A 17,825-nucleotide genomic window follows, 5' to 3' on the forward strand; every position below is an offset into this window, starting at 1 on the left:
GTAAAATAAAATAATTTAATCGATTATAGGTTGCGCTGCATCCATGCCGCACCCGCATTTGAAGCGTTCGCTACGGCTGTATTGTGCTTGCTGTAGTCCGTGGCGCAACATTTAATTTGAGGCGATTGCAATGCGTATTAAATGCGCGCCCAGAATAAATACACAATATTCGTGATCCGTGCGGCCCGGGCTTCCTTGTCGTGGGGGCCCGGTGCTGTACGAGCCGCTTGCGATATCGCGTACCGCCTCGCCGAGTGAACGCCTGCACCCAATCGAGAGCGCACGGCATCCAGATATGAACAGTGCGAGGGGATGACAACTAAACAGGCAGCCGCAAAGATAAGTCCGCCGGAGGTGCTATCTGATTGCCAGGAGATGGCGTGCACTTGGGCGGTTACGCAAAGGCGCGGCCTGAGAAGAGCCAGGTTCTCCTGGTGTCGCCGGACGGCGGCGTGACCGAGCCGCCGGCAACAGTGGAACCGTCAGGATATCCCTGCCTCGTCGAGAGCCTGTTTTTGAGAAGTCGGCTGGAGGGTCAACGAGCTCGGGGGAGGGGCCTGGCAGCATTCAGTCCCCGCATGTGATAATCCCCGAGCCTCGTGAGGAGGGTCCGTCAGGTATCCGGCGGAAAGTAGACCCGCAACGTTACGCGGAGTGCGAGGTAAAGCGCGACGCAGGTCGTGATTGCAATAGCGGCCGTATCCATTTTCCCTGTTCCTCATTCTTACGCATTGATGTCCGTTTGCCGGACTATGCAGCGGATGGAACTTGGGCTGTGAAAATGGTTCCCTTAAGCCTTGAAAATGGTCGCCTTGGGCTTTGAAAGTGTTTGCAACACGACTGGCGCTCCCTAGCGGAATCGAACCGCTCTCTCCACCGTGAAAGGGTGGCGTCCTAACCGATAGACGAAGGGAGCAAAAACAACCGGAGAATCAACGCGTTATGCGCTTGATAGGCCGTGTTGGCCGCCTGCCGTCCATGTTCCATGGAGGCGGCGACGGGCGAACGTATAGTGGCGTTTGGCCGGGTGGGCAAGCCGCTCGGAAACCCGTTTTTTGCGGCCGTTTGCGCCTCGATCGACCCCCTGGCGGCGACACGTCACCGCCGTGCAACGGAATTTAAAGCCGCATGTCGTAAGGCTGTGTTGGGGGAACTTCCGACATGGCTTTGCTATCGAGCAAAAAGCGCGAGACGCGCAAATCGTTGAGCCAGCCCGGCTGGATCACGCTCGAGGGTGGTTTTGCCGCCCGCCAATGCGTGGTGCGGGATCTGTCCACGACGGGGGCGAAGGTCACGATCGACGATCCCAACTCGCTGCCGGCGAAGTTGCGGTTGGCGTTTTCGCGCGACGCCAGGACCGGACATCGCTGCGAAGTGGTCTGGCGCCGCGGCAAATCGGTCGGCGTCAAGTTCGTCCGCTAATCTGGCATCGATCCGCGAGGAGCGATAAAAGGCGGGATGCGAAAATTTCTCCTGGTCATGATGGCTGTGGTGTTCCCTGTGCTTGCCGCGGCCGCCGAGCAGCCCCGTCTTCAGAAGTCCGACAAGGCCGCAACGTCGGGCAAGGTGCTTCCGCTGAAGCGCTCAAATTCAGCCAACGCCTGCGCGGAGTACGGCGCGGGCTTCGTCAAGATCGAAGGCACCAACACCTGCATGAAAATCGGCGGTGCGGTAAGCGTCGGCGCCGGCGTGTCCGGCGGCTCGCGCTGACTTTAAGTCATTGGCGGCGCGATGAACTGCGTGAAGCCGGGGCGGGCCGCGAATTGCGAAAACCAGCGTTCGAGGTTCGGCAGCTTTGGCTTGGTGACGCCTTCGACGCCGAACCAGCGCCGCGCAAACGCGCCGAGTGCGATATCGGCGATCGTGAATTGATCGCCTTCGATGAAGCGCCGCGTCTCAAGGTGCGCCTCGACGATCCGCCACACCGCGGCCTCGGCGTCGACATCCTTCTGGATCGCAACCATGTCGCGCTTTTCGACCGGCGTTCGCACCAGCGCCCAGAACACCGGGCGGTCGACCGGCTGCAGCGTCGACAGCGTCCAGTCGAGCCAGCGGTCGACGCCGGCGCGCGCTTTCGGTTGCGAGGGGTAGACCTGCGAACCTTGGTCCGATCCTTGGCCATAGGCCATGCAGAGATAGCGCATCACGGAATTGGATTCCCACAGCACGTAGTCGCCGTCCACCAGCGTCGGCACGCGGCCGTTCGGGTTCATCGCCAGATACGGCGCCTCGTTGTTCTTGCCGAACTGCATGCCGGCGTCGATGCGCTCGTAGGCGAGATCGAGTTCGGCGAGGCACCACAGCACTTTTTGAACGTTGACCGAGTTGGCCCGGCCCCAGATGGTGAGTTGTTGTTTCTTGTTGTCGGCCACGCGCATTGCTCCCGCTGATCTTCCGATTGGCCGTTAATAGCTGAAGATCGGCAAAAAAGCGCGCTCCTGCGCGCGTTGAAGCCCGACAAAAAATCAGGCTCCGCCGCAGTGCGACAGAGCCCCGATTTTTCGCGCGCCTCGGGCGCTTCGGTATTGACGTCGCCAGAATGGCGGCTGCGCGTCAGCCGCCATTCGCTTTCAGTCGCACCGTCAGGAAACGGCGCGTCCGCCCTGATCACGAGCCGGTAGCTCGGATGACGGACGTGCACGAAGAAATTGTACAAGGCCTACCAGTGGCCGGTGTTCGGCATCGAGGACCACGGCTCCGCCGGCGGCTTCGGTTCGCCCTTCTGCAACAGCTCGATCGAATGCAGATCCGGCGAGCGCACGAACGCCATGTTGCCGTCGCGCGGCGGCCGGTTGATGGTGATGCCGGCCTTCATCAGGCGGTCGCAGGTCGCGTAGATGTCGTCGACCTCATAGGCGAGGTGGCCGAAATGGCGGTCCTCGCCGTATTTCTCCTCGTCCCAATTGTATGTCAGCTCGACCAGCGGCGCGCCGCGGTTCTGGGGCGCGGCCTTGAACAGGCCTTCGTCCTCGGGCGCGCACAGGAACACCAGCGTGAACCGGCCCTTGTCGTTGTCGACCCGGCGTACTTCCTTCAGCCCCAGCGCGTCCCGATAAAACTTCATCGCGGTATCGAGATTGCGGACGCGCAGCATGGTGTGGAGATAGCGCATGTTTGTTGTCCTCCTGAGAACGTTTGGAGATTTCGTTATGGTTCGGGCGGGTGGGCGATAAATAGCAGCAAAACGCGCCAAGGGGCAGGGTGTTGCGGGCCAATGGCGTTGCCGTAACCGCGTGACTGGACCCGCTGGCCGGATACCCCATAAGCCAGCGAGCTATCTCCGGGTTCAACTGGCCGCCACTCTTCGTCGCGTTGTTCCTTGTGGGTAAACTTGGCGAAGTTCAATGATTGAGTCGTAGATTTGTCCTAGGCTTGGATTTGGGGACGACACCCGGCGTCAGCAGGGTGTTCATTGATGGAGGTTTGCAATGCCCAGACTATTCGGCTTGAAGGCAACACCGGCAGCCGCACGGTCGGCGGCGGCATCATCAACCACTACGCGGGACCAGAGCGCACCGGCGTCTGCAGCGAAGCGCCGTTCTCCGGACAGTTCTCAAGCGTCAAAGCTCTCTTCCCAACGCTCGGAGCTGCCGTTCTCGCCCGCGAGCTGGCGGGGCTGCCATGGTCGGCGATCAATCTCTCAAAACTGAAGCTACACGCCACAGGCAAGGGCACGCCAGGAAGCCAGAGATGCAGGCTGCCGGGAAGGCGCGTCGATTTGAAAGATGATAAAGCTGACGTCCGCTGGATGGCGACCTCTTCGGTAGAGGCCTCTGTTCGGCGGCCCGGTGAAAACGTCGCGCTGAACGTAACGCTCGCGCCATTTCAACCGGAAACCGATGCCAGGGCATCAATCGTTACCTAGAGCGTCAGCGCGGGAATAAGACTCTCGAACAGTTCGACGAGCCGTTGGCCGGTCATTCCGACGGCGGCAATGATGGCCAGGGCGATGAACCCAGCGATGAGGCTGTATTCGATTGCGGTGGCAGCGGACTCGTCGCGAAGAAACTTCCCGAGCATTCATTCTCTCTCGAACTTTGACGGAAATGTTGTGGCACGCGCAAGTTGCCGGTAAGACAACCAAAAGCGTAAAATTGCAGGAATATCGGGTTGCGGCCCATGGCGGACGGCGTGATCCATCGCGTTTGCTGGCGGCCCTGTTCGGATCGATATCATTTGGCGAGCCAGAACGCCGCGTCACCAGCGTGATCCCTCACACATACTCGACTGGCTGTCCCCTCCATTGTCGCGCCAACGGAGGGATCGCCCATGCTTCTGATCAACGGCCTGCTCATCCTCGCGATGATTTTCTTCTTCGTGCTTCCGATTACCGACGCCAGGACGGCTCGGATGAAATTGTCCGTGGTGAGCAGCCTCGGCGTATTGCTGGCGGTGTCGGTTGTCGTGCCGCGCCTGATGCACTAACAAAAGCTGCCCGCTTCAATGCGCGGGTGGCGGGCGCCTGCGACGGCGGGCGGTCGGCTGGCGCGCGACAGCAGGGGCGTCGACATGATTATCGTGACTGGCGGCATCCTGGCGCGCGAGGAGGCCTTTGACGACGTGCTCCGCTCCTGCCTGGAGCATGTCGAGCGCTCCCGCAAGGAGCCCGGCTGCATCTCGCATGACGTGCATATCGACTGCCAAAACCCGATGCGGCTGTTCTTCTTCGAGCAATGGGCTGACGAGGCGGCGTTACGCACGCATTTCGCCGTCGAAGGTTCGAAGGCGTTTGTAAGATCGCTCAAGGGCCGCATCGTCGAGACGACGGGGACACAGATCTATCGGGCGGAAGCGATACCGCGATAAGGAAACGGCTGTCCCGCACGGAAAACCATCGAGCTGCGCGCGACCTCGAGATCGCGCGCAGGAATTTGACTTCCCGCTTCGCTTAGACCTTGACGTCCAGCAGGGACGTTTCGTCGGGCGGCACATCCGCAAGGGCCGCTTCCATGGCGGCTGCCTTGGCGTGATAGACGGCCTGAAGATCCTGGTTGATCGTATTCGGTGGCGCCTTGGCGTTCTGATCGACGACGAGTTGTATTCTGGCCTGCGTCACTTCAACCGGTATGGGATAAATGACCATGGGATAACCCTCCTGGGCCAAACCTTGTCAGGCGGCTATTTACGCTTTGTAAAGAGGTTGGGTTAATGGCGCAGCATTTCAGGGAGGCTCGGTAAATGGAGGCTTAAGTTTCCATGACCGGCGTCAAAAAAATTTATAGTGTTTTTCGAGCGAAAGCCTGCCCGGACTTGATCCGGGGTCGCGTCACGAGCACGCATCAAAACGGGAATCTGAAGCCCGGCGTTGCTGCAATCGGAACCGAAACGACCTAATGCTTCTGTTCCAGCCGCTCGGCATAGAGGCGGAATTCCTCGGCCATCTCGATCAGCTTCTTCGAGGCTTCGGGATCCTTGACGGCTTCGGCGAGCTGCCGGGCTCTGTTGGACTGGTCTCGGTAGTGGTCGGCTTGGGTCATCGCAGCACCTTTTTGGATAAGTACGGGCTGCGCCAAAAAGGTTCGACGTCCGGCACGCGACCGGACATGGCGGGATGAGGAACAGCGGGATCGATCGGATGGGTAAGAGGACGACGCGGCGAGGTAACGCTATCTTAACAAGATAACGGTGCCGGAAAACGCGGCCCCTGTTCGTTCTGTGAGAACAAAAGGAGTCTTGCTCTCAACCGAACTCAATCCCGCGATTGACGCCGACGTTCGGCGTCAACGGTCCGGCAATTTATTGTCTGGCGGTCGGTGATAGGTTGCGATGGCGATGAAGCCCGCATAGCCGATCACATTGATCAGTATTTCCATCCACGCGGGCATGACACACCTTCCCGACTGTTAAACTCCGCCAGGGCGTGTTTGTTCCTGCGCAATACGACGATCAGACCCGCCCTACCGCATGGCTCGCGATCGCGTGCGACCGCAGTCGTCTGCTCCATAACGAAAACCCCGCCTACATTCGAAGATGCAGACGGGGTTTTTCGTGCTTCACCTCTCGCAAGGTTGCTGCACTTGGGAAGAAAACGTCGAGGCACCGGCTTCGTTCCTGCCATTGCGAATTTTCTTGGCGGAATTTCTTGGCGGAATTCGCTTGCGGTTCCACGCGCCATATTCCGTCGGCGATAACGCGAGGGGCGAGCAAGCTTCTGCCGGTTCCGCCTCAGCGCCAGAACGAAGGCCGGCCGGATCCGTTCAGCGCGTTGGCCAAGGTCGTCTCGTAATACTCTTCGCGCTCGCGTTCGAACTTCTGCTGGGTTTCCCTGAAGCTAGCGACGCGGGCTGCGATTTCGGCCCGGTCGCGCGTGAGTCTTTCTTCCTTCTCTGTCATCGCCCATCCGTATCTTGTTTGATTCGCGCCCCGCCATGATTGGCGCGCGCGAATGGGGCGTGAATGGGGAGGCGGGCTACAGCACTGTGATTGGCTGTCGTAGTGAAGCGAAGGTGGTGGATAAGATGTGGCGCATTCTTGTCGCTCACGCGGGTTCCCGTTAGCGAAAGGCTCAAACGGGAGGTTCCAATGGCAAAGATCGATCTGGATTCACTTGGTATCGAAGAACTCGCTGGTCTGCGCGAGAGCGCCGCCGACAAGCTGTTCGAGAAGGTCGCCGCGCGACGCGCCGAGCTCGAAGCGGAGCTGGAAAAGCTGGCCCAGTACGGCAAGCCGGTGAAGAAGGCGGAAAGCGCACCCGCGCCGAAGGCGAAGAAGACCGAAGAAGCCAAAGAGCCGAAGGAACAGGTCGCCAAAGCAGCGTGATAAGGCGGCCTGATATAAGGCCGCCTTGACGATGTGCATGCTGCGCGGCCGGGCAGGGCGCTTCGATCTGGCAATCCGAAGGGCCGTGCTATAATTCGCACGGCCCAACCATTCGGAAAATATCAGCGGTGATCGCCAAGGATTTGCACAGCGGCGTCGAGCAGCTCGGCAACATGATCGCCGAAGCGGCGTGTATCGTCCCCTTTACCGGAGCCGGCATTTCGACCGAATGCGGCATTCCGGATTTCCGCTCGCCCGGCGGTCTGTGGACTCGTAACCGCCCGATTGCGTTCGACGAATTCGTTTCCAGCGCCGACGCGCGGGCCGAGGCCTGGCGGCGGCGCTTTGCGATGGAAGAGACCTTTGCTGCGGCCAGGCCCGGCCGCGGGCATCGCGCGCTGGCCTCGCTCTACAAGGCCGGCAAGACCCCGGCGATCATCACCCAGAACATCGACAATCTGCATCAGGCGTCGGGCTTCAAGGCGGACGACGTGATCGAACTGCATGGCAACATCACCTATGCCCGCTGCATCGGCTGCGGACATGCCTATGATCTTCCTTGGGTAAAAGCGCGTTTCGAAGAGACCGGTGATGCCCCCGACTGCACCATCTGCGAGTATCCGGTGAAGACGGCAACGATCTCATTCGGACAGGCGATGCCGGAAGACGCGATGTGCCGCGCCACTGAATTGGCCCAGCAATGCGATCTGTTCCTGGCGATCGGATCCTCGCTGGTGGTATGGCCGGCCGCAGGTTTTCCGCTGATGGCCAGGAACTGCGGCGCGAAGCTCGTGATTATCAACAACGAGCCGACAGAACAGGACGATATCGCCGATCTGGTGATCCGTTTCGACATCGGGGAAACGCTCGGACCGTTCGTAGGCAATTGATCTCCAACTGATTCGCGGCTGTGCAAGCCTGTTCATAGCCCCCGCAATTTTGTTTTTTTTAGCTATGCGCAGCAGTCGAGAGTGTTATCTTTTGATTCGAGAGATTCGCGCTGCGTTATCATGATGGTCATGGTAGGGCGCGTGTTCCGGTCCGCTGCGGCGAAAGTGGACCGCTTTTTTGAAGTGTGAGGTCCGGGGTCATGGGGTCGGACGAATTTGGGTCCAAGAAGCTCGGGGGGCCGCCGTCAGGCGGGACAGGGCAGAACAGATTTGGACCGGGTGAATACGCAACGGGCGCGCAGCGCGACCCGGCAGTGGATGCACTGTCGGGTCTCGGCGATGCCGCGGCCAACCTTGTCGAAATATCCGGCGTCATCAAATGGTTCGACGCCTCGAAGGGGTACGGTTTCATCGTTCCCGACAATGGTTCGCCCGACGTGCTGCTGCACGTCACCGTGCTCAGGCGCGACGGCTATCAGACCGCCTATGAAGGCGCGCGGCTGGTGGTCGAATGCGTGCAGCGCGCCAAGGGCTATCAGGCGTTCCGAATCGTTTCAATGGATGAGTCCACCGCGATCCATCCGGCGCAAATGCTTCCGCCCCGGACCCATGTCAGCGTCACGCCGACCAGCGGTCTGGAGCGGGCCCAGGTCAAATGGTTCAACCGGCTGCGCGGTTTCGGTTTCCTGACCTGCGGCGAGGGCACGCCGGACATTTTTGTCCATATGGAAACGCTGCGCCGTTTCGGCATGACCGAACTGCGTCCGGGCCAGTATGTGCTGGTGCGCTTCGGGCCCGGGTCCAAGGGCATGATGGCGGCCGAGATCCATCCCGAGACCGGCCCGTCGGCGCTGTCCTCGCATTGATCCCGTTGACGGAAATTTGAGCCGGCCGCCGCGCACCTGCGCGGCGGCCTCTGGCATTTGCCGCAATCATCGGGTTAGGGTTCCCGGCAATTCCCAGATATCCGGCATGAGTGCTTTGATGAATTTCGCTTTGATGGTTGCGCGGCTTCGCATCGGTGGCCGCCTGGTGACGTCGCTGGCCGCGGCATCCGCCGTGCTCTTCATCCTCTGCGCCAGTCCCGCCGCGAGGGCCGCGAGCGTTCAGCCGCTCGAGATCGTCACCAAATCGGGCGTACAGGTGTTTTCGGTCGAGATGGCGACCACGGAAGAGGAGAAGACCAACGGGCTGATGTACCGGAAGGAGCTGCCTGACGGAAAAGGCATGCTGTTCGATTTCTCGCCGGAGCAGCAGATCTCGATGTGGATGAAGAACACCTACATCTCGCTCGACATGATCTTCATCCGCGCCGACGGCCGCATCCTGCGCATTGCCGAAAATACCGAGCCGTTCTCCACCAAGATCATCTCCTCGGGGGGATTAGCCAAAGGCGTGCTGGAGGTGATCGCGGGCACGGCGCAAAAGTATGGAATTCAGCCCGGCGACCGGGTGGCGCACCCGCTCTTTAATAAGCGCTGAGCCCTTTCAGATCGCCTTGCTGGCAGCGGTCTAAGCGTGTATCGACGCATTTCCCAATACAGATCGGGGTATAGCGCAGCCTGGTAGCGCGGCAGTTTTGGGTACTGCAGGTCGTTGGTTCGAATCCAGCTGCCCCGACCAAATACTTCAACAAATCCAATCACTTAACTAATCGGACGAAAGCGGTCCTTTTACCTTTTTTTCTCCCGGGTGGCCCTGGGGTGGCTTTTTACGGGAGGTCACTGCGGAGGTCCAGCCTTTGGAAATGAGAAAGGCCGAGCATTTGGCCCGGCCTTCGTGTCACGCTGCCTTGTCGGTCAGCTTCTTTTGCCACTCGATCACCTCGTCCAGGAAGAACCCGACTCGCATCGGGCTCAGCTCGTGGGATTGAGGAAACCGCTTCTCTTTCACCATGCGGTGCAGCGTGGACCGGCTTACCGGCACACGCTTCAGAACCTCCGAGATCGAGATCATCTGTCTGATGCCGTTGTCGGGGTTGTCGTTCATCGCGGTCGTCATTGTTCCTTCCTCTTTTCTGCATGTGCGCCTGTCGGCGGTCGCCCGTAGGACCACTCGGTCCTAATCCTCCCGAACATCGCAGACCGGTAGCGATATCGATCGCTGTGGATATCCATCTCGACCTCCCAAGGATCGCCGTAGACGGAAACGCTGATCCAGTGCTGGTTCATTTGCCGTTCTTCCCGAATACCGTGTGGATTGTTGGTTCGCCCTTCCGCTCTTCGGCGGCGCGGAACACCTTGATCCCACCCTTCTGCCTGTAGCTCTTGCCGTTGGTCTGGAATGTCTGGACCGATCGAGCCCGGTTCAGCCTCGCGACCATCACCCTGAAGCCCGCCAGCTCCGCTTCCGCGGCATCCCGGAAGATCTTCGGTTTGCCATCCCGGTCATTGACCCACATCGGAGCTTCACCAGGTGTTGCGAAGGTGGCCATGAAACAGCCAGGCATTTCCTTATGCTCGACCGCCGTCGAGTAGTAAGCCTGCGCAACCTTCATACGGAAACCTCTGCCTTGATGTGCGGGTGTGGGTCGTAGCCGTCCAGCGCGAAGTCCTCGATCCGGAAATCGAAGATGCTCTTCACTAGACCGGACCGAGATTGCCGTTCTTCGATCTTCATCACTCGGCCTCCCGCACTCAGGGCACCTTGCTCAGGAGGAAATCGATCTGCGCCTTCTGCTGTCGGATGATCTCCCGCTGCGCCCGGTTCTCCATCAGCTGGTCATTGTTGTGCTCGATCAGCTCGGCGATGCGTGCGCCGAAATCTGGAACCAGCGCTCGAAATTCCTCCAGCTTGTGGATGATCTCCGGCATCGCGCGGATGAACCCGACAATGGCCTTGGCTCGATCAGCGGCATCCGGGGAGTTGCCGGTGAAGGCGATCACCTTATCGTCCTCGTCGACGATAAAGTTCATCACCGTCTCGGCCGGCAGCAGGTCGAAGGTTGCTCGGGTCTTCGCCAAGGTGTTGGCGTAATCCCTTAGATGCTCTCTGTCGTTTTGCTCGCCAGTGCCAGCCCAAATGGGATCGCGAAACAACGGCAGGAATTGCTTCGCCTGCGCGATCCATTCACCAAGCTCGTCTCTCAGTACTTCAGTCACATTACCCTCCAGAAAATTGACAAACGGAAAAAGAAACGGACGCCCCGGAGGGCGCCCGTCTTTGCGTCAGCGGTTATTGCGGCTGAGCGAGCTTCTGGATCTGCGGCTTGGCGGCAGCGAACGAGCGGAGCAGCTTGTCGTAGTCGCCTTCGTGAGCGTTGATCCATTCGGTGTTGGCGACGAAGATCGCGTCGACCTGGATGGTGCCGATGGCCTTGGTGCCGTAGACCGCGCCGGTCGGCTGGATCTTCGGGTAGGTGCCGGCCGGGATCTCACCATAGGTGTAGACGGGCTGGCCGCGGCCATCCTTGGCAGTCTTGGTCATGTCGCGGTCGTCGGTGCCGACGAGCACAACGTTGTCACCCTGCTGCTGAGCATCGTTCTTCATGAAGGACGAGTTCAGGGCGGTGATCACCAGCGCGCACTGCACCTGCGTGCCTTCGGCGACCGCCGAGAGAGCGCGGACGCCAGAGCGGGCATCAGTGTTCACGACCGAGTAGCGGGCCTTGTCGGCGAGAACGAACGCATCCCAGGTGGTGCGGGCGCCGGAGCCATCCGGACCGACAGCAACGGTGTGCGTCTTGTTCAGCGAGACCATGCGGCCGAGATCGAGCTTCCGGTTGCAGAGCATGTGGGCCTGCTCCTGGTACAGGATGCCCGCGCGCTCGATGCCGGAGATCGCCTTGGCGTTCTTGCTGGAGAAGACCAGCATCGCGTCGGACTGTACGAACGCGCCGTCGCACTGTCCGTTGGACAGCTTGTCGAGGTTGTCGAGCGAACCCTTGGTCTCGATCACTTCGACCGTGACGCTGGACGACGAGGCCTTCAGCATGTGGCCGGCCTTGAAGTAGTTCAGCGCGCTGTTGCCTGTGCAGAGGCGGAATTTCTCCGCTGCCTGGGCGTTAGTCACCGTGGCGAGGCCGAGGATGGCCGCCGCGATCAGCAAAAGCTTCTTCATGTAGTTCTCCTTTAGGTGTTCCAAGATTGGAACGGTTTGAATTCAAACAAACGCTGGGGTACTAGAAAAACCAGCGGCGGATCGGATACCGCTTGGTGATCTTGATGGTGACGGTGATCAGCTGGTACACGCCGATCGCTGGCAGAACGTTGTTCAGAAGAACGGCAACGATCATGGCTTACGCCTCGATCAGGTTGGGCAGCCCGGTCTCAGGCCGGTAGACCTGGTCGGCGCCGCGGGCGAGGCGGGTGTAGTCTTCGCCAGCGAGAAGCTTGCGCTTGATCTCCTGGGTGAAGAAAGCCACGGCCACCACGAGATTTGCGATATCCGAGCCGTAGTCGCGGAAGCCGCTCCAGTCCGGCGGATAGATCTCCGGAGCAGAGGCGAAAGCGTCGGGCTCACCGTTCTGTCGGTCGAACAGCGCGTCGATCTGGGCGATGCCAGCGTGGAACAGCTGCCCCTCGGAGATGTCGGCCCGCTCGGTCATGCGGCCCCACATCTGGTTCTGCTTGGCCAACTCGGCCGAGACCAGCTCGTCGGTCAATCTCTCAGCTTCAAACACGTCCAATTGGGTTCTCCTTATTTGCAGTCGATGATTTGCATTCAAGCGCACGGAAAGTCAAGAAGTTGTCAGTACTTTTTTCCGCCCTTCTTCACCCGGTTCTCGGCCTTGTGGTCGGGGCGAACCTGATTGAAGGCTGACTTCTCACGCGCCGCGGCGCCGAGGTTGAGTGTCAGCGCTCCGCCCAGGTCTCCGATGCGGATCAGCGCATCGGCAAGTTCCACCTCCAGGCCGAGCCGGTGGGGAAGCTTGTCGTCCATCAGATCCTTGCGATCGGCTTCCATCGCCTCGCACAGCTCGCTGACGGTCAGCATCAACTTGGTGGGGACGATCAGCTCCTTCTTGCGAAGGTCTTCTCCGGTGACCGGGTCGGTCCACCAGTGCTTGTTCATTTTGTGGCAGATTGCCACCAGCGCATTGACCGATCTTTCCAGTTCGATCAGGTCCGCCTCTGTGAAGTTGTCGTTCATGCTACCTCCTTAAATCGGAACTCGTCTGCCAAGTCTTCGAGCATCCGGGTCACGTCCTTCTGGGTGCGACCGGCCTGGTCATTCCAGTCGAATGGATACTTGCCGACCTGGGTCTTGATCAGTGGGGCGAAGCGCGCATACGCGCCTCGGTCTTCAATGCCAGCCGCTCGGCGGATCACCCCTTCGAGATCGAAGGAGCGTGCCTCCTGGCTGAATACGGGGACCGGCTTACCCTGCCGATCCCGGGCGCAGGTCTTCTGCGTCCATCGGCCGGGCTTGGAAAACATCAACAGGCACCGTTCCACAATTTCGAGTTCGGTGAACATTGCGCTTGCTGAACTCCCATTCGAATGCAGCGATCCGGTCAATGTCCCGGCGCCCGAGCCTCATGAGGTCGAACGCCAGGTTGTGCATGGCGACCCTGGACGGCAACTGGAGGAAGTTCGGAGGCGTGTAGACCGCCTCGTTGTTCTCCCGGTTGATGATCCAGAGCCGCTTGTGCCGCTTGGCCACAAACAGATGCATCAGGAGCAGCCGGTGGTCTCGCCGCACGAGTCGCACTTCAAGCAGGTGCCGTTCCGCACCATCGTGAAGTTCGAGCAGTTCGGGCAGGCGTGGCCCTCGTAGCCCTTCATCTTCGCGACCGACAGCTTGTCGGGCACCACCGTTACGGCCGGAGCCGAGACCGTGACAGCGTCCTTCGTGATCACGACGTTGTTGATCACGATGGGTTGCTCCTTACCCAAGCCTTCCCCGATCGAGGTGTGCGAGCACTCCTCGGGGGTGACGTGAGCCAGGTCGTCGCGATCAAGGTAGTTGATCGCCAGATCCCGGAAGATGAAGTCGATGATCGACGTCGCGTTCTTCACCCGGTCGTGTTCCTGGACGAACCCGGAGGGCTCGAACCGGAAGAACGTGTAGGCGTCGACAAACTCCTCCAGCGGCACGCCGTACTGCAAGCCGAGGCTCACAGCGATGGCGAAGGCGTTCATCAGCGACCGGAAGGCGGCGCCTTCCTTGTGCATGTCGACGAAGAACTCACCCAGGCGCCCGTCCGGATATTCTCCGGTGCGGAGGTAGACCTTGTGGCCGCCGACGATCGAGCGCTGCGTGTAGCCCTTCCGCTTGGATGGAAGCTTCTCGCGCTTGCGCACGATCTTCTCCACCACCTGGATCACCGTCTTCGGCGCCTCGTCCTCCTCGCCGTCGATGTCGGCCATCCAGGTCGCGTTCAGCGGCTGGGACAGCTTCGATCCGTCGCGATAGATCGCGTTGGCCTTCAGACCCAACTGCCAGGACAGCTTGTAGGCTTCCGCCACATCCGCTGCGGTGGCGCTGTTTGGCATGTTGATCGTCTTCGAGATCGCGCCCGAGATGAACGGCTGAACCGCAGCCATCATTCGGATGTGACCCTCGGACGAGATGAACCGCTTGCCGGTCTTGCCGCACGGGTTGGCGCAGTCGAACACAGCATAGTGCTCCGGCTTGAGATACGGTGCGCCTTCCAGCGTCATCGTGCCGCAAACCTCGGTGTTGACCCGCTCGATCTCTTCCTTGGCGAAGCCGAGCTTCTCCCAATCCGCCAGGAAGCGGATGTCGAAAGCAGCCCGGACACCTTCGTTCGTCAGCTTGATGCCAGCATCGAAAGCCGCCTTCTCGAACTTCGCCGGCAGCATGCCCACGCCAGTGGCGTAGACCACGATGGCCTCGATCTCCGAGTTGGAGTAGCCCAGCTTGCGCAGGGCAGGGCGCACCGCCTGGTTGATGATCTTGAAGTAGCCGCCGCCGGCCAGCTTCTTGAACTTCACCAGCGCGAAGTCAGGCTCCACACCCGTGGTGTCGCAATCCATCAGCAGGCCGATCGTCCCGGTGGGGGCGATGACCGTGGTCTGAGCATTGCGGAAACCGTACTCGCGGCCCAACCGATACGCCTCACCCCAGATGCGGTCGGCGACGGCACCGAGATTTTTCTGCGGCAGGTTGTCCCAGTCGAGCTTCACCGGCTCGATCGACAGACCTTCGTATTCGTCATTGCCGACCACGGCCATGTAGTGGTTGCCGATCACCCGCAGCATCGCCTCGCGGTTTTCCTGGAACTTGACGAACGAACCCAGCTCCTGCGCCATCTCGGCGGAGGTCTTGTAGGCCGTTCCGGTCATGATTGCCGTCAGCGCGCCCGCCATGGCTCGACCTTCAGGCGAGTCGTAGGCGAGACCCATCGACATCAGCAGACCGCCGATGTTGGCGTAGCCGAGGCCGAGCGTCCGGTACTCGTATGACTTCAGCGCGATTTCCTTGGACGGGAACTGCGCCATTGCCACCGAGATCTCCAGGACGATGGTGATCAGCCGGTTCGCATGGATGAACGACTCAACGTCGAACGTGTAGACGTTCGAAGCAGTGAAGTCTCGCACGTAGAACGTCAGCAGATTGGTCGACGCCAGGTTACACGCCGTGTCGTCTAGGAACATGTATTCCGAGCAGGGGTTGGACCCGCGGATCGGACCGCCGGCAGGGCAGGTGTGCCATTCGTTCATCGTCGTGTTGAAGTGCAGGCCAGGATCGGCCGACTCCCACGCAGCGCGAACGATCTTCTGCCAGAGGTGACGGGCGCTGACGGTCTTGATGACCTTGCCATCGGTGCGACCGATCAGGTTCCAGCTCTCGTCATTCTCGACAGCCTTCAGGAAGGCATCGGTGACCGACACGGTGTTGTTCGAGTTCTGGCCCGACACCGTCTCGTAGGCAGCCGACTGCCAGTCCACATCGAACTCCGGGAAGCTGAAGTTCTCTGCCTGGGCTTCGAGCTGCAGAACGCGCTGGATGTAGGAGTCCGGCACGAACGCCTTGCGGGCAGCCTTGATCGAGGCTTTCACGGCCTGATCGTCGGCAGCCATCGACGCTTCGTAGATGTCGTAGAGGTGCTTCTTCGTCGCTTTCGAACCGGCGACCAGAGCAGCGACCTTCTTCTCCTCCTCGACCTTCCAGTCGATGTATTCCTCGATGTCCGGATGATCGATGTCGACGATGACCATTTTGGCAGCGCGGCGCGTCGTTCCGCCCGACTTGATGGCGCCGGCAGCGCGATCGCCGATCTTGAGGAACGACATGATGCCCGACGAGGTGCCGCCACCCGACAGCTTCTCACCCTTGCCGCGGAGGCTCGAGAAGTTGGTGCCGGTGCCGGAGCCGTACTTGAACAGGCGAGCCTCGCGGACCCACAGGTCCATGATGCCGCCGTCCTGGATCAGGTTGTCGCCGATCGACTGAATGAAGCAGGCGTGCGGCTGCGGGCGCTCATAGGCGGAGGTCGACGACAGGACCTGCGGAAGCAGAGCTTCGTCGGTGTCGCTGACGTAGAAGTGCCCTTGAGCCGGACCGTCGATGCCGTATGCCCAATGCAGACCGGTGTTGAACCACTGCGGCGAATTGGGGGCGAACATCTGGTTGGCGAGCATGAAGCGCAGCTCGTCGTAGAACGCGCGGGCGTTTGCTTCCGCATCCTCGTCGAGGTCGGCGCGGGTGACGTACTGGCTCATGGTGCCGGGAACGAAGTAGCCTTCCTTCCAGCCCCAATAGGTCCAGCAGCCGGCGAGGCGATCGAACACCTGCTTGGCGGAGGTCTCGCTGGTCAGGTAGTTGCCCGCTTCAGCTAGGGGGTAGGGGGTGCCAACGCAGCGCTGCAGCCACGTCGGAACACCTTCCTCAGGCACCCGCTCCAACAGCTTGGGAACGCCGGCCTTGCGGAAGTATTTCTGGGCGAGGACGTCAACAGCGACCTGCGACCAGGACGCCGGCACCTCGATGTTCTCCATGCGGAAAACGACCGAGCCGTCCGGGTTCTTGATCTCGCTGGTCGCGGTCCGCCATTCGATCAGGTCGTATGGGGACTTGCTGCCATCAACGGTGAAGCGACGCTCAATTCTCATGAACTGGTATTCTCTTGCGTTTCTTTGTTGGAAGGTCCCGGCCACGTCGGCCGGGATGCTCAGTCATCGGTCGAGCGTCAGCCGCCGCGCTTCGTCGAGCGGTACGGGTAGGGCTTGGAGTAATCGATCGGGAATTGTCGCTTGAGCGGCACGAACTTCACTGGCTGTTTCGACAGCTCGGTGAGGAGGGACTTGATGGCCTCGTCGTTCGCGCCGTCCTTGGGATCGAGCGCATTGAGCTGCGACACCAGGCCGTTCACCTTGCTGGCCTCGTCAGCCTTCAGGTTACGCGATGCGTGAACGACGGTGCCGTTCGGCACGTAGTCGAACTTCTTCTTGATCGTCCGCTTCTGCTGCTGCTGGAGCAGGAAGTGGAAGGCTTTCATCAGGCCCATCGAGTTATTGTCGTGAACTGCTACCTGTCTCATTAGGTCCTCTCTCTTTGAATTCATGCAAACGTCAGGACACGGATCTGATGATCCGTCTGATCTGCTGCCGGGTGAACTTGTTGGTGTTGGACGTCCTCGGAGAGGCGGCGAACGGGATTGAGTGCCATTTGCCTTTGAACAGAAACCTGATCCGATGGTGTCTCTTGTCGTGGTCGAAGTCGAAGTCTTCGATCTCTCCACTATCCTTCAGTCTCTGAACTTCCTTCTTCACCTCTCGAACATGACTTTCCATTCTTGCCCCTCTTCGGAAATGGTCGTGATGGCCATTTCTTTTTCATGCGCTTCGGCGGCTCCTCGGCCGCCTCATTGGGATCAATCAGCTTCGCCAACATGCGACGTCTGAACTCCTCGGTTTCCCGGGCGATCCGCTTCGTTCTTGCAATCTCGGTGACGTCGGCACCGCGCTTCGAGGCCTTCGATCCGAAGGTCTTGGCCGCGTGGCAATCGACGTGCTTTGCGAAGATGTGCTCCGGGTCATTCGACGGCGGAACGGTGTCCTTCGCTTCTGGATCCCAGCAGCGCAGCTGCAATGCCGGGAAGTGATCGAATTGGGTGTCTTCGAGCTTCCCCAGCTTCTCGCTGCAGGAAGCACAGTTGCCACCCTGTCTGATAACCACCTTGAGCTTCACCTTGTCCGGGATCGCCTTGCGGAAACCGGGTGGTGGAGCGAGGGGGAGAGCTTCGATCAGCATTTGCGTTTCGTATTT

General features: G+C 60.2%; 25 protein-coding genes, 2 tRNA genes and 1 pseudogene. 10 read left to right on the top strand and 18 right to left on the bottom strand.

What is annotated here, in order from left to right:
* Window positions 1-841 precede the first annotated feature (841 nt).
* Window positions 842-916, bottom strand: a tRNA-Glu gene (locus V1279_RS14295).
* 245 nt (window positions 917-1,161) lie between these two features.
* Between V1279_RS14295 and V1279_RS14300 the strand changes: the two genes are divergently transcribed.
* Together V1279_RS14300 and V1279_RS14305 are read left to right on the top strand one after the other, a co-directional pair.
* Complete coding sequence (locus V1279_RS14300; RefSeq protein ID WP_334436789.1) at window positions 1,162-1,422, top strand: PilZ domain-containing protein; 261 nt, start codon at window positions 1,162-1,164, stop codon at window positions 1,420-1,422.
* Window positions 1,423-1,458: 36 nt separating this feature from the next.
* On the top strand, window positions 1,459-1,710 hold the full coding sequence (locus tag V1279_RS14305) for a porin (protein WP_334436792.1): 252 nt from the start codon (window positions 1,459-1,461) through the stop codon (window positions 1,708-1,710).
* 2 nt (window positions 1,711-1,712) lie between these two features.
* Here the strand turns inward: V1279_RS14305 and V1279_RS14310 are convergent, their stop codons facing one another.
* Entirely contained in the window at window positions 1,713-2,372 is a 660-nt protein-coding gene (locus V1279_RS14310) for a glutathione S-transferase family protein (RefSeq protein WP_334436795.1), read from the bottom strand.
* Window positions 2,373-2,659: 287 nt separating this feature from the next.
* Complete coding sequence (locus tag V1279_RS14315; protein WP_334436799.1) at window positions 2,660-3,112, bottom strand: VOC family protein; 453 nt, start codon at window positions 3,110-3,112, stop codon at window positions 2,660-2,662.
* Between the two features lie 303 nt (window positions 3,113-3,415).
* Between V1279_RS14315 and V1279_RS14320 the strand changes: the two genes are divergently transcribed.
* Window positions 3,416-3,865 carry a hypothetical protein gene (locus tag V1279_RS14320; RefSeq protein ID WP_334436802.1) on the top strand — a complete coding sequence of 150 codons (450 nt, stop codon included), beginning with the start codon at window positions 3,416-3,418 and terminating at the stop codon, window positions 3,863-3,865.
* Here the strand turns inward: V1279_RS14320 and V1279_RS14325 are convergent.
* Window positions 3,862-4,020 (bottom strand): Flp family type IVb pilin, encoded by a 159-nt coding sequence (locus V1279_RS14325; protein WP_334436805.1) that lies wholly within the window; start codon window positions 4,018-4,020, stop codon window positions 3,862-3,864. The two genes, V1279_RS14320 and V1279_RS14325, sit on opposite strands and share 4 nt — an antisense overlap.
* Window positions 4,021-4,269: 249 nt before the next feature.
* On the opposite strand from V1279_RS14325, the gene V1279_RS14330 reads away from it, so the two are divergent.
* Together V1279_RS14330 and V1279_RS14335 are read left to right on the top strand one after the other, a co-directional pair.
* Complete coding sequence (locus tag V1279_RS14330) at window positions 4,270-4,425, top strand: hypothetical protein (protein ID WP_214489467.1); 156 nt, start codon at window positions 4,270-4,272, stop codon at window positions 4,423-4,425.
* Window positions 4,426-4,509: 84 nt separating this feature from the next.
* Complete coding sequence (locus V1279_RS14335) at window positions 4,510-4,806, top strand: putative quinol monooxygenase (protein ID WP_334436808.1); 297 nt, start codon at window positions 4,510-4,512, stop codon at window positions 4,804-4,806.
* Window positions 4,807-4,888: 82 nt separating this feature from the next.
* On the opposite strand, the gene V1279_RS14340 is transcribed toward V1279_RS14335, so the two are convergent.
* The 3 genes from V1279_RS14340 to V1279_RS14350 all read right to left on the bottom strand — a co-directional run bounded on the left by V1279_RS14340 (window position 4,889) and on the right by V1279_RS14350 (window position 6,333).
* Window positions 4,889-5,083, bottom strand: coding sequence for a hypothetical protein (locus tag V1279_RS14340; RefSeq protein WP_334436809.1), 195 nt, complete (start codon window positions 5,081-5,083; stop codon window positions 4,889-4,891).
* Window positions 5,084-5,330: 247 nt separating this feature from the next.
* Window positions 5,331-5,477: a hypothetical protein gene (locus V1279_RS14345; RefSeq protein ID WP_334436810.1), complete on the bottom strand. Its 147-nt coding sequence runs from the start codon at window positions 5,475-5,477 to the stop codon at window positions 5,331-5,333.
* 688 nt (window positions 5,478-6,165) lie between these two features.
* Window positions 6,166-6,333: a hypothetical protein gene (locus V1279_RS14350; RefSeq protein ID WP_334436812.1), complete on the bottom strand. Its 168-nt coding sequence runs from the start codon at window positions 6,331-6,333 to the stop codon at window positions 6,166-6,168.
* A 189-nt stretch (window positions 6,334-6,522) separates the two neighbouring features.
* Between V1279_RS14350 and V1279_RS14355 the strand changes: the two genes are divergently transcribed.
* From V1279_RS14355 to V1279_RS14375, 5 genes are all read left to right on the top strand, one after another.
* A complete protein-coding gene (locus V1279_RS14355) occupies window positions 6,523-6,759 on the top strand; it encodes a hypothetical protein (protein ID WP_334436813.1) in 237 nt (78 codons plus the stop codon).
* A 128-nt stretch (window positions 6,760-6,887) separates the two neighbouring features.
* Window positions 6,888-7,649 (top strand): SIR2 family NAD-dependent protein deacylase, encoded by a 762-nt coding sequence (locus tag V1279_RS14360; RefSeq protein WP_334436815.1) that lies wholly within the window; start codon window positions 6,888-6,890, stop codon window positions 7,647-7,649.
* A gap of 200 nt (window positions 7,650-7,849) precedes the next feature.
* The gene (locus V1279_RS14365; protein WP_334436817.1) at window positions 7,850-8,515 is read left to right on the top strand and encodes a cold-shock protein; all 666 of its coding nucleotides are present in this window, start codon (window positions 7,850-7,852) and stop codon (window positions 8,513-8,515) included.
* 118 nt (window positions 8,516-8,633) lie between these two features.
* On the top strand, window positions 8,634-9,131 hold the full coding sequence (locus V1279_RS14370) for a DUF192 domain-containing protein (RefSeq protein WP_442894769.1): 498 nt from the start codon (window positions 8,634-8,636) through the stop codon (window positions 9,129-9,131).
* A 64-nt stretch (window positions 9,132-9,195) separates the two neighbouring features.
* Window positions 9,196-9,272: transfer RNA gene (locus V1279_RS14375), tRNA-Pro, on the top strand.
* A gap of 159 nt (window positions 9,273-9,431) precedes the next feature.
* Here V1279_RS14375 and V1279_RS14380 read toward each other — a convergent pair.
* From V1279_RS14380 to V1279_RS14430, 11 genes and pseudogenes are all read right to left on the bottom strand, one after another.
* Window positions 9,432-9,650, bottom strand: a complete 219-nt coding sequence (locus V1279_RS14380) for a helix-turn-helix transcriptional regulator (RefSeq protein WP_334436819.1) — start codon at window positions 9,648-9,650, stop codon at window positions 9,432-9,434.
* 166 nt (window positions 9,651-9,816) lie between these two features.
* On the bottom strand, window positions 9,817-10,146 hold the full coding sequence (locus tag V1279_RS14385; protein ID WP_334436821.1) for a hypothetical protein: 330 nt from the start codon (window positions 10,144-10,146) through the stop codon (window positions 9,817-9,819).
* A pseudogene (locus V1279_RS14390) lies at window positions 10,143-10,232 on the bottom strand (thymidylate synthase); the annotation flags it as partial. The pseudogene V1279_RS14390 and the gene V1279_RS14385, both read right to left, overlap by 4 nt.
* Before the next feature lie 53 nt (window positions 10,233-10,285).
* Entirely contained in the window at window positions 10,286-10,750 is a 465-nt protein-coding gene (locus V1279_RS14395; protein WP_334436822.1) for a hypothetical protein, read from the bottom strand.
* A 73-nt stretch (window positions 10,751-10,823) separates the two neighbouring features.
* Window positions 10,824-11,708, bottom strand: a complete 885-nt coding sequence (locus V1279_RS14400) for a TAXI family TRAP transporter solute-binding subunit (RefSeq protein WP_334436823.1) — start codon at window positions 11,706-11,708, stop codon at window positions 10,824-10,826.
* 178 nt (window positions 11,709-11,886) lie between these two features.
* Window positions 11,887-12,276: a hypothetical protein gene (locus V1279_RS14405; protein ID WP_334436824.1), complete on the bottom strand. Its 390-nt coding sequence runs from the start codon at window positions 12,274-12,276 to the stop codon at window positions 11,887-11,889.
* Between the two features lie 62 nt (window positions 12,277-12,338).
* Complete coding sequence (locus V1279_RS14410) at window positions 12,339-12,740, bottom strand: hypothetical protein (protein WP_334436825.1); 402 nt, start codon at window positions 12,738-12,740, stop codon at window positions 12,339-12,341.
* On the bottom strand, window positions 12,737-13,066 hold the full coding sequence (locus V1279_RS14415; RefSeq protein ID WP_334436827.1) for a DUF6197 family protein: 330 nt from the start codon (window positions 13,064-13,066) through the stop codon (window positions 12,737-12,739). The genes V1279_RS14410 and V1279_RS14415 overlap by 4 nt, the downstream gene beginning before the upstream one ends.
* A 198-nt stretch (window positions 13,067-13,264) precedes the next feature.
* On the bottom strand, window positions 13,265-16,669 hold the full coding sequence (locus V1279_RS14420; protein WP_334436828.1) for an adenosylcobalamin-dependent ribonucleoside-diphosphate reductase: 3,405 nt from the start codon (window positions 16,667-16,669) through the stop codon (window positions 13,265-13,267).
* A gap of 77 nt (window positions 16,670-16,746) precedes the next feature.
* Window positions 16,747-17,097, bottom strand: coding sequence for a hypothetical protein (locus V1279_RS14425; protein WP_334436829.1), 351 nt, complete (start codon window positions 17,095-17,097; stop codon window positions 16,747-16,749).
* Window positions 17,098-17,297: 200 nt separating this feature from the next.
* Entirely contained in the window at window positions 17,298-17,810 is a 513-nt protein-coding gene (locus V1279_RS14430) for a hypothetical protein (RefSeq protein ID WP_334436831.1), read from the bottom strand.
* Window positions 17,811-17,825 lie beyond the last annotated feature (15 nt).

The organism is Bradyrhizobium sp. AZCC 1610, assembly GCF_036924515.1.
Lineage (GTDB): Bacteria > Pseudomonadota > Alphaproteobacteria > Rhizobiales > Xanthobacteraceae > Bradyrhizobium.